Genomic DNA, 14,527 nt, shown 5'->3' on the forward strand with positions numbered 1-14,527 from the left:
CGCTGCACAAACGAATCGGAGCAGGCCACCAATGCAATTGCTCACGCAGGTAAGGCTTACCTAACCTTTCGGCGTCCCAGGATCGCGAACGCGAGCGTGGAGCAGATGATGAGGCCGAGCATCACGCAGGCCATCGGCACGGCCGTGCCCTCGCCCGCCAGGCCGACCAGCGGGGCCGCCAGCGCGCCCAGCGCGAACTGCAACACGCCGAGCAGCGCCGAGGCGCTGCCGGCGATCTGGGCGGGCTGCCCGGCCAGCGCGAGCGCGCCGGTGCCGGGCAGGACGAGCCCCTGACCCAGCATGATGACGAACAGGCCCGCCACGATGCCGGCCAGGCCGAGCCCGGTGAGCGCGGCGGCCAGCAGCAACCCGGCGCCCACCAGGCCGGTGACCAGCCCGATGACGACCAGGCGGGCGGGCTCCACGCGGCCCGACAGGCGGCCGCCGAGCTGGGCCATCGCGGTCAGGCCGAGCGCGTTGAGCCCGAAGATGAGCGAGTACTGCTGCGGGGTGGCGCCGTACACCTGCTGGAGCACGAACGGCGAGCCGGAGATGTAGCCGAACATCGCCGCGAAGGCCAGCCCGGCGGTGAGCGCGCAGCCCATGAACGCGCGGTCGCGCAGAAGCTGCCAGAAGGTGCGCACGGTGTGCCCCAGCCCGCCGCTCTCGCGCCGGTCGGCGGGCAGCGTCTCGCGCACCCCCGGCAGCACGGCCAGCAGCAGCACGAGCCCCGCGACGCTGAGCGCCACGAACACGCCGCGCCAGGAGGTGAAGGCGAGCAGCTGGGCCCCGGCGATGGGGGCGAGGATCGGCGCCAGGCCGCTGACCAGCATGAGCGTGGCGAAGATGCGGGCGATGGCGGCGCCGTCGTACAGGTCGCGGACGACCGCGCGCACGATGACCAGCGCCGCCCCGCCCAGAATGCCCTGCAGCAGCCGCAGGACGATCAGCACGGGCACCGACGGCGCGAACGCGCACAGCAGCGAGGCCACCATGAACCCCGACACGCCCACGATCAGCGGGACGCGCCGCCCGCGCACGTCGCTGACGGGGCCGGCGACGACCTGGCCGACGGAGACGCCGATCAGACAGGCGGTGAGGGTGAGCTGGACCTGCGCGGGAGCGCTGAGCATCTCCTCGGTGATGGCGGGCAGGGCGGGCAGGTACATGTCGATGGACAGCGGGCCGATCGCCGACAGCGCGCCCAGGATGACCAGCAGCAGCCCCCGCCTCCCGCCCTTGGTCTCGCCCTTGCTCCCAATGGCGGCGGACGCGGCTTCTGCCACGGACATGCGTGAACCCCTTCCCCTCGCAGGCCGATGACCCACGAGGGCCGAGGGATCCAACCGGGATTCGGTCCTCCTAATTCCCGGTTATCAGATATTTCATGACGTTTCGTTGAGCTGGATGACTCCGAACGCCGCGCCCTGCGGGTCGATGAGCTGCGCGAACCTGCCGGGCGGCGCCTCGGTCACGCCGGTGAGCACGTCGGCGCCCGCGTCGGCGGCGGCGTGCAGGGCCGCGTCGAGGTCGGCGACCGCGAAGTAGGTCAGCCAGAACGACGGCAGCTCCGCCGGGGCCTCGTCGGGCATCGGGATCATCCCCGCGACGGCCGCCTCCCCCGCCACCCACTCGGTGTAGGCCATGCCGCCCAGGTCGGACGTGCGGGACGTCCAGCCGAAGACCGCCGAGTAGAAGCGCTCGGCGGCCGGCGCGTCCCGGGTGCACAGCTCGTTCCAGCAGAACGCGCCGGGCTCGTTGACCAGCTCCGCCCCCGCGTGGGCGGCCGCCTGCCAGGCGCCGGCGTAGGAGCCGTCGGGGGCCCGCAGGGCGACCATGGTGCCCTCGTCGAAGACCGCCATGGGCTCCGCCACGACCGTGCCGCCGGCGTCCCTGACCCGGCCGGCCAGCGCGGCGGCGTCGTCGGTGGCGACGTAGGTGTTCCAGAGCGAGGCGGAGCCGCCGTCGCGGACGGGGCCGATCCCGGCGACCTTGCTGCCCTCGTGGACGAACATCCCGTAGCCGCCGGCCGCCGGGTCGTCGACCATGTCGGCCCGCCAGCCGAACAGATCCCCGTAGAACCGGACCGAGCCTGGGACGTCGGTGCTGGCCAGGTCCACCCAGCACGGAACTCCTGGGTCGTATGCACTGCGTCGCGACATGTGGAGCTCATCGCCGTCCTTCCCCCGGTTCTCACGTCTTTCCGGGGAACGGTCCGGTCAAGAGCCGTCCATTTCCGGGCAGGGCCGCCCGGCGGGCGTTCGCCGGGCGCGTACCTGGAGGCCGGACCGCCCGGCGCAGTCCCTAAACTCGTGGCCATGGATTCCCCAGCCGTCGAGATCGTCGACCTGGTCAAACGCTACGGCGGCCGGACCGCCCTCGACGGCCTCACCCTGCGGGCCGGCCGTGGCGCGGTCACCGCCGTCCTCGGGCCCAACGGCGCGGGCAAGACGTCCACGGTCGAGATCTGCGAGGGGTTCCGCAAGGCCGACTCCGGCACGGTTCGGGTGCTCGGCCTGTCGCCCACGCTGCCCGAGCTGCGGCCGCGCGTCGGGGTGATGCTCCAGGCGGGCGGCGTGCCGCCGGCGATGCGCTGCGCCGAGTGGCTGCGCCTGGTCGCGCGCTTCTACGCCCGTCCGCACGATCCCGGCGCGCTGCTGACCCGGCTCGGGCTGGCCGAGCACGCGCGCACCCCCTACCGGCGGCTGTCGGGCGGGCAGCAGCAGCGGCTGTCGCTGGCCGCGGCCGTGATCGGCAGGCCGGAGCTGGTGTTCCTCGACGAGCCGACCGCCGGGCTCGACCCGCAGGCCCGGCACGCCTGCTGGGACCTGGTCGGCGAGCTGCGCGGCGCCGGGGTGTCGGTGGTGCTGACCACCCACCACATGGAGGAGGCCGAGCGGCTGGCCGACCACGTCGTGATCATCGACAGGGGGCGCGTGGTGGCCGAGGGCAGCCCGGCCTCGCTGACCGGGGCCGAGCGGCAGCTCAGGTTCAGGGCCAGGCCGGGGCTCACGCTGGAGGAGCTGCTCAACGCGCTCCCGGTGGGCAGCGCGGCCAAGGAGTCGCCGGCCGGCCACTACATCATCGAGGGCCAGGTGGGGCCCGAGCTGCTGGCCACCGTCACGGCCTGGTGCGCGGCGGAGGGCGTCACGGCCGACGACCTGCGCATCGAGCGCCGTACCCTCGAAGACGTCTTCCTCGAACTGACCGGCAGGGAGCTGCGATGACCCCCGTGCTCGACCTCTCGCCCGCGCCGGGCGCCGCGCCGTTCCCGCGCATGGTGCTCGCGCAGGCCGGCTCGGAGGTCCGCACGATGCTGCGCAACGGCGAGCAGCTCCTGCTCACCCTGATCATCCCGGTGCTGCTGCTGGTCGGCTTCTCGCTGGCGCCGCTGGTCGACGTCGGGGGCGGCCGGCGGGTCGACTTCCTCGTGCCGGGCGTGCTGGCCCTGGCCGTCATGTCCACGGCCTTCACCGGGCAGGCCATCGGCACCGGCTTCGAGCGCCGCTACGGCGTGCTCAAGCGGCTGGGCGCGACCCCGCTGTCCAGGGCCGGGCTCATGCTGGCCAAGACGGCCGCGGTGGTGGCCGTGGAGGTCATCCAGGCGGCCGTGATCGTGGCCGTGGGGCTGGCGCTGGGCTGGCGGCCCCACGGGTCGTTCCTGGCCGCCGCGGTGCTGGTCGTGCTGGGCACGGCGGCCTTCAGCGGCCTCGGCCTGCTCATGGCGGGCACGCTGCGGGCCGAGGCGACGCTGGCCGCGGCCAACCTGGTCTACCTGGTGCTGCTGGGGGCGGGCGGGGTGATCTTCCCGCTGTCGAAGTTCCCCGAGGGCGCGCGGCCGGTGCTGGAGCTGCTGCCGATCTCGGCGCTGACCGGCGGCCTGCGCGCGGTGCTCGCCCAGGGGGCGGCGCTGCCGCTGGGGCCGGTGCTCGTCCTGGCCGGCTGGGCCGTGCTGACCCTGGCGCTGGTCTCGCGGCTGTTCCGCTGGGAGTGAGGCGGCTGTTCCGCTGGGGATGAGGCTGATCCGCTGGGGGTGAAGCTGTTCCGCTGGGGGTGAGGGGGCGCGCCACCCCGCGTGCGGAGATGTCGTCCGAGGTCAGTACGCTCTGGACGACCGCCCCACCTTCCGCGCGAGGAGTTCCGTGACCGACTTCGCCCTCGACGATCCCTTCGATCGCCGCCCGGCGCTGCCCCGGCCTGGCCGCCTGCTGCGCCAGGCCGCGGACTCGATCCCGCCCTCGTCGCTGGTCCTGCTGTCCATCGTCTCGGTGCAGCTCGGCGCCGCGTTCGCCAAGAACCTGTTCGCCGTCCTGCCGCCGAGCGCCGTGGTGTTCCTGCGCATCGCGGCGGGCGGCCTGATCATGGCCGCGGTGGCCAGGCCGAAGCTGCGGGGGCTGGGGTGGCGCGACTGGGCGGTCGGGGCCGGGTTCGGCCTGACGCTCGCGCTGATGAACCTGTCGTACTACGAGGCCCTGTCGCGGCTGCCGATGGGCGTCGCGGTGGCGATCGAGTTCCTCGGCCCGCTGGGCGTGGCCGTGGCCGCCTCCCGGCGCAGGCTCGACCTGGCCTGGATCGGCCTGGCCGGCCTCGGCGTGGCGCTGCTGGCGCCCTGGGGGCGGCAGGCGTCGGCGGCCTGGTGGCTCGGCATCGGGTTCGCCCTGGTGGCGGGCGCGTGCTGGGCGGCCTACATCCTGCTGTCCGCGGCGGCCGGACGGCGTTTCCCCGGCACCACCGGGCTGTCGTTCGCGATGATCGTCTCGACCCTGGTGATCGCGCCGGTGGGCGTCACGACCGGCGGCGCCGACCTGTTGCAGCCGTCGCTGCTGCTGATCGGGCTGGGCGTGGGGCTGCTGTCGTCGGTGATCCCGTACTCGCTGGAGCTCCACGCGCTGCGGCGCATGCCCAAGCACGTGTTCGGCATTCTGATGAGCCTGGAGCCGGCCGTGGCGGCGCTGGCTGGCGTGCTGGTGCTGGGCGAGGTCCTGCACGTGCAGCAGTGGGCGGCGATCGTGTGCGTCGTGGCCGCCAGCCTCGGCTCGACCAGGATGACCGGGCGCTGATGACCGGGCGGCAGGGAGTACCGAGGAGGTGCCGCCGCGCGCCCGCGGGGATGGGGATCTCTCGGGCGCGCGGCGGAGGGCTCGGCTTGAGGTGGGCGGGTCGCCGAGCCCGGTGAAGGTCAGCGGACGCGGGCGTCCGCGTGACCGGGCTTGTGAGGCTCTCAGGAAGATCAGTTCGTGAAAGCTTTCACCAACACATTACCCCAAAACGGACAAACCCTCTTAATTCGGACGGTAAAGAAACGCGGCAGGCGTCAGTGCTCGGCCCAGATCCCCCGGACGTGGCCGATGTGCTCGCCCATCAGGTGGCCGACCGCCTTGCCGTCACCGCTCTTGAGCGCGTCGAGCATGGCCAGGTGCTCCCTGGCGGAGTCGGTCAGCGAGCCGCGCTCGGCCAGCTGCGACAGACCGTAGAGCCGGGCCCGGTTGCGCAGGTCGCGGACCACCTCCACCAGGTGGACGTTGCCCGCCAGAGCCAGCAGCTCCAGGTGGAAGCGCAGGTCGGCGTCGATGTAGGCGAGCAGGTCGGCCCGGTCGGCGGCCGAGACGATCTCCTCGGCGATCGGGCGCAGCCGTTCGAACTCCTCGGCGCGGGCGCTGTCGGCCAGCCGCGAGACGGTGGGCACCTCGATCAGCTCACGGATCTGGGTCAGCTCGTCGAGGTCGCGGTCGGACAGCTCGGTCACCCGGAAGCCCTTGTTGCGCACGGCCTCGACCAGGCCCTCCTTGGCCAGGTCGAGCATGGCCTCGCGGACCGGCGTGGCCGAGACGCCGAACTGCGCGGCGAGCACGGGCGCGGAGTAGACCACCCCTGGCCGCATCTCCCCGGTGATCAGCGCGGCCCGCAGCGCGTGCGCGACCTGCTCGCGCAGACTCTGCCGCTCCCCCACCATCGGCAGGTCGAGCCGGTCCTCGGCAGCCATCCGCCTTCCCTCCTACTTCCACGCCTCGTACGCGGCCGCGGCGACCACCAGGTCCTGCCACGCCATGCCCGTGCTCTTGAACACCCGCGGGCCGGGACCGGCCACCACCCTCCCGGCGATCAGCTCGGCGAGGTTCCCGGCGAGATGACCAGAGGTGATCGTACCGTGGCGGATCGGGATGATCACGTCGCCGGCTTCCTCCAGGGCGGCCGATCTGGCCTCGACGACCACGGTGGCGCGGGCGACGAGGTCGCCGTCGAGCTCGCGGACGCCGGGCTCGTGCGACCCGACCGCGACCACGGTGACGCCGTCCCGGGCGAGCTTACCGGGGAACAGCGGCTGCGCGGCCGTGGTGCAGCAGGCGACGAGGTCGGCGGCCCGGATCGCGTCGGCCACCGCGCCGGGCACCGCCGCGGCTTCGGCGGTGAGGGCTTCGGCGGTGAGGGCTTCGGCGGTGGGGGCTTCGGCGGTGGGGGCTTCGGCGGTCGCGGCTTCGGCGGTGGGAGCTCCGGCGGTGGGAGCTCCGGCGGTCAGGGATTCGGCGGTCAGGCCCAGGGCGCGGCAGCGGGCGGCCAGGGCGGCGGCGCGGGCGGGGTCGCGGCCCACGACCGTGACGTGCTCGACGGGCCGCACCTCGCGCAGGGCCAGGACGTGCCCGTACGCCTGCGGCCCGCTGCCGAACACCACCAGGCGGCGCGCGTCCGGCTCGGCCAGGTGGGCGACGGCCAGGGCGGAGACGGCGGGCGTGCGCAGGGACGTGAGGGCGATGCCGTCCAGGGCGGCGAGCGGGGCCAGGGTCGGGCCGTCCAGCAGCAGGTACGTCCCCTGGATGCGGGGCAGCCCGCGCCCGGGGTTGTCGGGCGTGACGGTGACGGCCTTGACCCCGGCGTAGCGGCCGGCGGCGGCGGGCATGAGCAGGAGTTGCCCGGCCGGCAGGTCCACGGTGGGCCGCCGGGGCGTCAGCTCGGGGTCGAGCCCGTCGCGCAGGGCCTGTTCGAGGACGGCCACCGCGCGGCCGACCGGCACCAGCCGCTCCAGCACGGGCCCGTCGATGTAGGGAAGAGCGCTCATCGCAGCGTGAACCCCGTTCCGATCGGGTCGTCGGGATCGAGCTCGAAGACGTGCCGGCCGGTGCGGTAGGCCATGCCCTCGATCTCCGGCACGATCCCCTCGGCCGTCACCGCGGCCACCCGCGCCCGGAAGACGGACCCGACGACGCTCTCGTGCACCAGGGTGCCGCGCAGGCCCGCGTCGTGCAGCAGCGCCATCCTGGCGGCGGTGCCCGACCCGCACGGCGACCGGTCCACCTCGCCGTCGGCGAAGACGGTGACGTTGCGCTGCCGGAGACTCCCATCAGCCCCCGGCGACCCGCCGCCGGGCAACCCGCCATCCGGCAGCTCGCCACCCGGCGACCTGCCGTCCGACACGGCGTCGCCCGGTAGGTCGTCGTAGAAGATGACGCCGTAGACGCCGGACAGGCGGTCGTCGCGTGGGTGGCGGGTGGCGGGGTGGCCGGCCAGGGCGGCCTTGATGCGGCGGGCGTGCCCGACGAGGGCGGTCAGGTGGCGGGGCTCGACGGACAGCCCCAACGCCCCCGCCGAAATAGACGCATAAATCGCCCCGCCGTACGAAATATCAACCTTCGTTCCAGCGACGGCCACGTCCCGCGCGATCACGTACGACGGGACGCTCACGAACGTCACCCCCGCCACCCGCCCGCCCGAGCACCGCACCCGCGCCCTGACCCGCCCCGACGGCACGTCCACCACCACGTCGGTCTCCCCGTCGGGGTCGGCCTCGACCAGCCCCTCCTGCACCGCGTAGGCCCCCAGGGCGATCGTGCCGTGCCCGCAGGCGGTGGAGAAGCCGTCCTTGTGCCAGAAGAGCGCGCCGAGATGCGCCCCGGCGTCGTCGGGCGGGACGAGGAAGCAGCCGTACATGTCGGCGTGCCCGCGCGGCTCGTGGCACAGCAGCCGCCTGACGTGGTCGGCGTGGGCGGGCGCGTTCTCCCGCCGGGTGAGCACGTCCGCCCCGGGGATGCCGGGGACGCCTCCGGTGACGATCCGGAACGGCTCACCGCCCGTGTGGTAGTCGACAGTTGTGATCACAGTTCGAAGCCCCTCCGGACCGGGTCGGGAAAGCCGCCAAGGAGTAACATGTCACATTGTCACGTTCCGGAGAAGCCCCTGACGGGACCGTCCCACCGGGCCCGTACCATCGTTGACGTGAAGGAATCCACCAGCCGCCCCAACGTCCTGGCCCGCGCCCTGCGCTCGTTCTGGGCGCCGACCGCGCGCTCGATGCGCGGCTGGGCGCTGGCCTCCGTGGTGGCCAACGCGGGCATCGCGGTGACCGGCGCGGGCGTGCGGGTGACCGGTTCCGGGCTCGGCTGCCCGACCTGGCCGAGGTGCACGCCCGACAGCTTCGTGCCCGTCGCCCATCCCGAGATGTCGATGCTCACGATGCTCATCGAGTTCGGCAACCGGCTGCTGACGTTCCTGGTGTTGGCGGTGGGCGCGGCGTGCGTCGTCGCGGCGCTGCGCCTGGTCCCGCGCAGGCGGGCGCTGGTGCGTCTGGCGCTGCTGCAGCCGGCGGGCGTGCTGGCCCAGGCCCTGTGGGGCGGGCTGGTGGTCAGGACCGCGCTCAGCCCGTTCACGGTCGGCATGCACTTCCTGATCTCCATGGCGCTGATCGCCGCCTGCTGGATGCTCTACGCCCGCGCCGGCGAGGGCGACGGCCCGGCCTCCGGGATCGCCCACCGCGACGTCCGGCGGCTCGGCCACGCGCTGCTCGCCGCCACGGCGGTGCTGCTGGTGGCGGGCGTGGTGGTCAGCGGCACGGGCCCGCACTCGGGCGACGTCATCGCCTCCCGCTTCGGCTTCGACATCGAGACCGTGGCCCGGCTGCACGCCGACATCGTCTACGTCGTCGTCGGCCTGACGTTCGCGCTGCTGTTCGCGCTGCGCGTGACCGGCGCGCCCCGGGCCGCCAGGCGGGCCGCGCTCGGGCTGTTCGTCGTGGAGCTGGGCCAGGGCGTGATCGGCTACACCCAGTACTTCCTGGCCGTGCCGGCCGCGCTGGTGCTGCTGCACGTGCTCGGCGCCTCACTGGTGTGGATCGCCGCGCTGCGGGTGGTCACCTCGCTGCGCGCCAGAGGCCCGCTGGAGGCCCCGGCCGCCGCCGCTCACGCGGAAGCGCCCGCTCCCGTCTGACCGTTGTGCGATGGTATGGGGTGTGCTGCGACTCCCTAGGCTCTCGCGCAGGCTGCTGCGCCGTACGTACCAGGGGCTGGTGCTGGTCAGCGTGCTCGCGCTGGCGCCCATGACCTGGGCCTGGCTCGACAGCTCGCCGCACCGCGTGGTGGCCGACAGCGGCGGCTGGCTGGGCCGGGTGCCGCCCGCGCAGGCCGCGCTGGTGCTCGGCGCCGGGCTGTGGCGCACCCAGCCCACGCCGATGCTGGCCCGCCGGCTCGACGTGGCCGCCGAGCTCTACCGGGCGGGCAAGGTGCGGGCGCTGCTGCTGTCGGGCGACAACAGCCGCAAGGAGTACGACGAGCCCACCGCCATGCGCGACTACCTGCTGCGCAGGGGCGTGCCGGCCGACGTGATCGTGCTCGACTACGCCGGGTTCGACACCTGGGACTCGTGCGTACGGGCCCGCCGGGTGTTCGGCGCCGAGCGGATCACCGTCGTCACCCAGGTCTTCCACCTGCCGAGGGCCGTCGCGCTGTGCCGGACGGCCGGGCTGGAGACGTTCGGCGTGGGCGACGACTCCACCCGCCAGTGGGCGGCCACCACGTACGTCTACGCCACCCGGGAGCTGCTGGCCACCGGCAAGGCCGTCGTGGACGCGCTGCTGCTGCACTCCGACCCGGTCTTCCCCGGGCCGCGCGAGGTCTCGCTGACCCGGATCCTGGCTCAGCGGGGCGCGCCGGGCGCGTAGCCGGGCGGCGGGGTGCCCCTGGCCATCCGGCGGGCGTGCACCGGCGGCACCGGGAAGTCGGCGCGGGCGGTGCTCATGCACTCCAGCAGGGCCCGCTGCTCCTCGTGGAAGGCCTGCTCGTCGACGATGTGGCGGGCCGCCCGCTCGTGCAGCAGGCCCAGCTCGGTGGCGGCGAGCTGGTAGTCGCGCATGGCGCGCACCCCCCGCTTGCCGCCGTAGGCCCTGGCCCACTGCCTGGCCTGGCGGCGCCTGGCGAACGTGGACAACATGTAGATGTCGGCCGGCCCGACCAGCCTGGTCGGCTCGTACGGCGGCAGGTAGGTCTGGATGAGCGCGACGATGCGCCGCCGGTCCCTGAACACCACGCCGATCAGCACGACGAGCACCACCAGCAGCGCCAGGTAGGCCACCACGAGCCCGGGGAAGCCGCCGTAGGAGGCCAGGCCGTTCCACAGGCCGTGCAGGATCATCGCCCCCGACCAGCCGGCCAGCACCAGGAACACCCGCTCGGGCCCCCGGCGCTGGGCCGCGTAGGCGACGGCCACCCCGATCATCGAGCTGAACAGCGGATGGGCGAACGGCGACAGGATGCCGCGCAGCACCACGGTGACCGCCAGGCTGCTGACGCCGTTGCCGTTGAGCGCCGACAGGTAGTAGCTGACGTTCTCGCTCATGGCGAAGCCGAGGCCGACCATGCTGGCGTAGATGATGCCGTCGGTGGGGCCGTCGAGCTCGGCCCGGCGGAACTTCAGCAGGCCGAGCAGCACCAGGCCCTTCATCGTCTCCTCGACCACCGGCGCGCCGAAGGTGGCCGCCAGGTTGCGGGCGCTGGTCGGCGAGAGCTTGGCGGTGTCGATGAAGTAGTGGAGGTTGAGCGAGTTGATCGCGCCGGCGACCAGCACGGCGATGCCCGCGCCCCAGGCGAAGGCGAAGATCAGGTTGCTGCGCGGCTCCGGCTCCATGCGGTCGAGCGCCAGCACGGCGGCCAGCAGTAGCGGCACCGGAGCCAGGGCGAGCCCGAGCGCGATGAAGAACTGCACCGGCTCACCGTTGATCACGTCGAAGGAGAACGAGACCAGGGCGCAGATGCCGGTGAGGACCAGCCCGGTGATCAACGCGAACGACGGGCGGTCCTTCAACACCCAGCGTGGATCACGGGTCGCCATACCGTGACTTTAACGGATCGAAGGGCCGGGGTCCGTGCCGACCGCCCGCGCGGGACAGCCACTCCTCACCGTCCGGACACGCGCGTCGCGGGCATCGCGCACGGCGGTCAGGACGGTCACGGCGCTCAGGCCAGCAGCGGGTCGATCGCGACGGCGAGGAAGAGCAGCGCGAGGTAGGCGTTGGACCAGTGGAAGAAGCGCATGGGGCGCAGGTCGACGCCGCTCTTGCCGGCGTTGAGCCGGGCCAGCAGGCGGTGGACCTCCCACAGGCAGACCACGCCGAGCACGACCGCGACGACCGGGTAGAACAGCGTGGTGCCGGCCACCGGCCACAGGGCCAGCGAGCACAGCACGGTCGCCCAGGTGTAGGCCACGGACTCCAGGATCACCCGCCGCTCGGTGGCCACCACCGGCAGCATCGGCACCTTGGCCGCCGCGTAGTCCTCCTTGTAGCGCATGGCGAGGGTCCAGGTGTGGGGCGGCGTCCAGAAGAACACGACGCCGAACAGCACCAGGGGCGCCCAGTCGAGCCGCTCGGTGATGCCCGCCCAGCCGATCATGACCGGCATGCAGCCCGCGATGCCGCCCCAGACGATGTTCTGGGCCGTGCGGCGCTTGAGCACCATCGAGTAGACGATGACGTAGAACAGGATCGCGCCGGTGGACAGCACCGCGGCCAGCCAGTTGGTGGTGAGCCACAGGCCAACAGTGGACAAAATCCCCAGGACGATCCCGAAGATCAGCGCGCCGCGCGGCGACACCTGGTGCCTGGCCAGCGGCCGGCGGCGGGTGCGCCGCATCTTCTGGTCGATGTCGCGGTCGACGTAGCAGTTGAGCGCGTTGGCGCTGCCCGCCGACAGGGTGCCGAAGACCATGACGGCGATCGACTTCCACAGCGGCGGCAGGCCGCCGGCCGCCAGGAACATCACCGGCAGGGTCGTGATCAGCAGCAGCTCGATGATCCGCGGCTTGGTGAGCGCGACGTAGGCCTTCACGACCATGCCGAACGTGCGCGGCGCCCCGGGCTCGGTCGAGGGGGTCGTGGCCTGCCTGTTGGTCAGCACCGTCAAGGCGCTTCCAGCCTGTGCGGAGTCAACGCGTAACCTCTGATTAGAGCGGATCGATGAGTGGCGCCGTGGCGCCTCTGCGAACAAACAAACTGTAGTCGCAGGGGCGGACGGTCCGGCCAATGGGGGGCTTGCGCCATTCATGGACACGCGAGGGTGGAATGGGAATCGATCGCCAGCTCCACTCGGTTAGGGTCCCGTGTGGGCGGGATAGCCAACAGGTACTGCCAAATGACAACTAGATTCCGGAGATCGAGCACTTGAGCACCGAACTCGTGCCAGCCCTTGAATGGACCGACCTCGACAAGAAGGCCGTCGACGTCGTCCGGGCCCTGGCGATGGACGCAGTGGAGAAGGCGGGCTCGGGTCACCCCGGCACCGCCATGAGCCTGGCCCCCGCCGCATACCTGCTGTTCCAGCGCGTGATGCGCCACGATCCCAGCGACCCCAACTGGGCGGGCCGCGACCGGTTCGTGCTGTCGTGCGGCCACACCAGCCTGACGCTCTACATCCAGCTCTACCTGTCGGGCTACGGCCTGACGCTCGACGACCTGCGGCGGCTGCGCCAGTGGGACAGCCTGACCCCGGGCCACCCCGAGCACGGCCACACCGCCGGCGTGGAGACCACCACCGGCCCGCTCGGCCAGGGCCTGGGCAACGCGGTCGGCATGGCGATGGCGGCCCGCCGCGAGCGCGGCCTGTTCGACCCCGACGCCGAGCGCGGCTCCTCGCCGTTCGACCACCACATCTGGTGCTTCGTCAGCGACGGCGACATCGAGGAGGGCATCAGCCACGAGGCCAGCGCCCTGGCCGGCCACCAGAAGCTCGGCAACCTCGTCGTCCTGTACGACGACAACCACATCTCCATCGAGGACGACACCCTCATCGCCAAGTCCGAGGACGTCGTCAAGCGTTACGAGGCCTACGGCTGGCACACCGAGAGCGTCGACTGGACCGCCGGCGGCGAGTACGAGGAGGACGTCCAGGCGCTGTACGAGGCGCTGGAGGCGGCCAAGGCCGAGACCGACCGGCCCTCCTTCATCCGGCTGCGCACGATCATCGGCTGGCCGGCGCCGAACAAGAAGAACACCGGCAAGATCCATGGCGCGGCCCTGGGCGAGGCGGAGATCGCCGCGACCAAGGAGATCCTGGGCATGGACCCGGCCAAGAGCTTCGACGTGCCGGCCGAGGTGCTGCAGCACGCCCGCGAGGTGGTCGCCCGCGGCCGTACCGAGCGTGCCGAGTGGGACAAGGGCTATGCCGAATGGCGCCTGGCCAACCCCGAGCGGGCCAAGGAGTTCGACCGCATCTCCCACCGCGAGCTGCCCGCCGGCTGGGCCACGGCCCTGCCCGAGTTCGAGACCGGCTCCTCGATGGCCACCCGCAAGGCCAGCGGCGAGGTGCTGGGCGCGCTGGCGCCGGTGCTGCCCGAGCTGTGGGGCGGCTCGGCCGACCTGGCCGAGTCGAACCTGACCACGATGAAGGGCGAGCCGTCCTTCATCCCCGAGGAGTACCAGACCAAGGACTTCCCCGGTAACCGCTACGGCCGCACGCTGCACTTCGGCATCCGCGAGCACGCCATGGGCGCGATACTCAACGGCATCGCCCTGCACGGCGGCACCCGCCCCTACGGCGGCACGTTCCTGGTCTTCTCCGACTACATGCGCCCCTCGGTGCGCCTGGCGGCGCTGATGAAGCTGCCGGTCACCTACGTCTGGACGCACGACTCCATCGGCCTGGGCGAGGACGGCCCCACCCACCAGCCGATCGAGCACCTGTGGGCGCTGCGCGCCATCCCCGGCCTCGACGTCGTCCGCCCGGCCGACGCCAACGAGACCGCGCACGCGTGGAAGACGATCCTGGAGCACACCGACCGTCCCGCCGCCCTGGCTCTCACCAGGCAGAACGTGCCGGTCTACGAAGGCACGAGCGCCGACGGCGTGGCCCGCGGCGGCTACGTGCTGCGCGAGGCGTCCGACGGCCAGCCGCACGTGATCATCATCGCCACCGGCAGCGAGGTCGAGGTGGCCGTGCAGGGCCGCGAGTTGCTGGAGGCTCAGGGCATCCCGGCACGAGTGGTGTCGATGCCGTGTGTCGAGTGGTTCAACGGGCAGGACTCCGCGTACCGGCAGACCGTCCTGCCGAGCTCGATCAGGGCTCGGGTCGCGGTCGAGGCCGGCGTCGCGCTCGGCTGGCACCAGTTCGTCGGCGAGTGCGGCGAAGTGGTCAGCCTGGAGCACTTCGGCGCCTCGGCGCCGTACAAGACGCTGTACGAGCAGTTCGGGCTCACGGCCGAGCGCGTGGCGGCCGCGGCCAAGGCGAGCCTCGCCAAGCTGGGTCAGGACAAGGGCGAGACGACGGGAAACTGA

At 72.7% G+C, this 14,527-nt stretch carries 13 protein-coding genes; 6 read left to right on the forward strand and 7 right to left on the reverse strand.

Features of this window, described 5'->3' with window-relative positions; translation table 11 throughout:
* Positions 1–56: 56 nt before the first annotated feature.
* Together AB0C33_RS45375 and AB0C33_RS45380 are read right to left on the reverse strand one after the other, a co-directional pair.
* Complete coding sequence (locus tag AB0C33_RS45375; RefSeq protein ID WP_358300132.1) at positions 57–1,292, reverse strand: multidrug effflux MFS transporter; 1,236 nt, start codon at positions 1,290–1,292, stop codon at positions 57–59.
* A 93-nt stretch (positions 1,293–1,385) separates the two neighbouring features.
* Positions 1,386–2,162, reverse strand: a complete 777-nt coding sequence (locus AB0C33_RS45380) for a VOC family protein (protein ID WP_358300135.1) — start codon at positions 2,160–2,162, stop codon at positions 1,386–1,388.
* A 156-nt stretch (positions 2,163–2,318) separates the two neighbouring features.
* Between AB0C33_RS45380 and AB0C33_RS45385 the strand changes: the two genes are divergently transcribed.
* The 3 genes from AB0C33_RS45385 (at position 2,319) to AB0C33_RS45395 (ending at position 5,060) form a co-directional block, all read left to right on the forward strand.
* Entirely contained in the window at positions 2,319–3,227 is a 909-nt protein-coding gene (locus tag AB0C33_RS45385; protein ID WP_358300138.1) for an ABC transporter ATP-binding protein, read from the forward strand.
* Entirely contained in the window at positions 3,224–3,994 is a 771-nt protein-coding gene (locus AB0C33_RS45390) for an ABC transporter permease (protein WP_358300141.1), read from the forward strand. The genes AB0C33_RS45385 and AB0C33_RS45390 overlap by 4 nt, the downstream gene beginning before the upstream one ends.
* Before the next feature lie 148 nt (positions 3,995–4,142).
* The gene (locus tag AB0C33_RS45395) at positions 4,143–5,060 is read left to right on the forward strand and encodes an EamA family transporter (RefSeq protein ID WP_358300144.1); all 918 of its coding nucleotides are present in this window, start codon (positions 4,143–4,145) and stop codon (positions 5,058–5,060) included.
* A gap of 254 nt (positions 5,061–5,314) precedes the next feature.
* Here the strand turns inward: AB0C33_RS45395 and AB0C33_RS45400 are convergent, their stop codons facing one another.
* The 3 genes from AB0C33_RS45400 to AB0C33_RS45410 are packed head-to-tail and all read right to left on the reverse strand — an operon-like array spanning position 5,315 to position 8,091.
* On the reverse strand, positions 5,315–5,983 hold the full coding sequence (locus AB0C33_RS45400) for a GntR family transcriptional regulator (protein ID WP_352364390.1): 669 nt from the start codon (positions 5,981–5,983) through the stop codon (positions 5,315–5,317).
* A 12-nt stretch (positions 5,984–5,995) separates the two neighbouring features.
* Complete coding sequence (locus AB0C33_RS45405; protein WP_358300147.1) at positions 5,996–7,054, reverse strand: ornithine cyclodeaminase family protein; 1,059 nt, start codon at positions 7,052–7,054, stop codon at positions 5,996–5,998.
* Complete coding sequence (locus tag AB0C33_RS45410; RefSeq protein ID WP_358300150.1) at positions 7,051–8,091, reverse strand: proline racemase family protein; 1,041 nt, start codon at positions 8,089–8,091, stop codon at positions 7,051–7,053. The genes AB0C33_RS45405 and AB0C33_RS45410 overlap by 4 nt, the downstream gene beginning before the upstream one ends.
* A gap of 117 nt (positions 8,092–8,208) precedes the next feature.
* On the opposite strand from AB0C33_RS45410, the gene AB0C33_RS45415 reads away from it, so the two are divergent.
* Together AB0C33_RS45415 and AB0C33_RS45420 are read left to right on the forward strand one after the other, a co-directional pair.
* Positions 8,209–9,195 (forward strand): COX15/CtaA family protein, encoded by a 987-nt coding sequence (locus AB0C33_RS45415; protein WP_358300153.1) that lies wholly within the window; start codon positions 8,209–8,211, stop codon positions 9,193–9,195.
* Positions 9,196–9,217: 22 nt separating this feature from the next.
* Positions 9,218–9,925 carry an ElyC/SanA/YdcF family protein gene (locus AB0C33_RS45420; RefSeq protein ID WP_358300156.1) on the forward strand — a complete coding sequence of 236 codons (708 nt, stop codon included), beginning with the start codon at positions 9,218–9,220 and terminating at the stop codon, positions 9,923–9,925.
* Here the strand turns inward: AB0C33_RS45420 and AB0C33_RS45425 are convergent.
* Both AB0C33_RS45425 and AB0C33_RS45430 read right to left on the reverse strand, forming a co-directional pair.
* Complete coding sequence (locus tag AB0C33_RS45425) at positions 9,901–11,091, reverse strand: PrsW family intramembrane metalloprotease (RefSeq protein WP_358300159.1); 1,191 nt, start codon at positions 11,089–11,091, stop codon at positions 9,901–9,903. The genes AB0C33_RS45420 and AB0C33_RS45425 overlap by 25 nt on opposite strands.
* A 125-nt stretch (positions 11,092–11,216) precedes the next feature.
* Positions 11,217–12,161: a heme o synthase gene (locus AB0C33_RS45430; protein WP_358300162.1), complete on the reverse strand. Its 945-nt coding sequence runs from the start codon at positions 12,159–12,161 to the stop codon at positions 11,217–11,219.
* 272 nt (positions 12,162–12,433) lie between these two features.
* Here AB0C33_RS45430 and tkt point away from each other — a divergent pair, with 272 nt between their 5' ends.
* Positions 12,434–14,527 carry a transketolase gene (gene tkt, locus AB0C33_RS45435; RefSeq protein ID WP_352364402.1) on the forward strand — a complete coding sequence of 698 codons (2,094 nt, stop codon included), beginning with the start codon at positions 12,434–12,436 and terminating at the stop codon, positions 14,525–14,527.

The organism is Nonomuraea sp. NPDC048881 (genome assembly GCF_040649795.1).
GTDB lineage: Bacteria > Actinomycetota > Actinomycetes > Streptosporangiales > Streptosporangiaceae > Nonomuraea.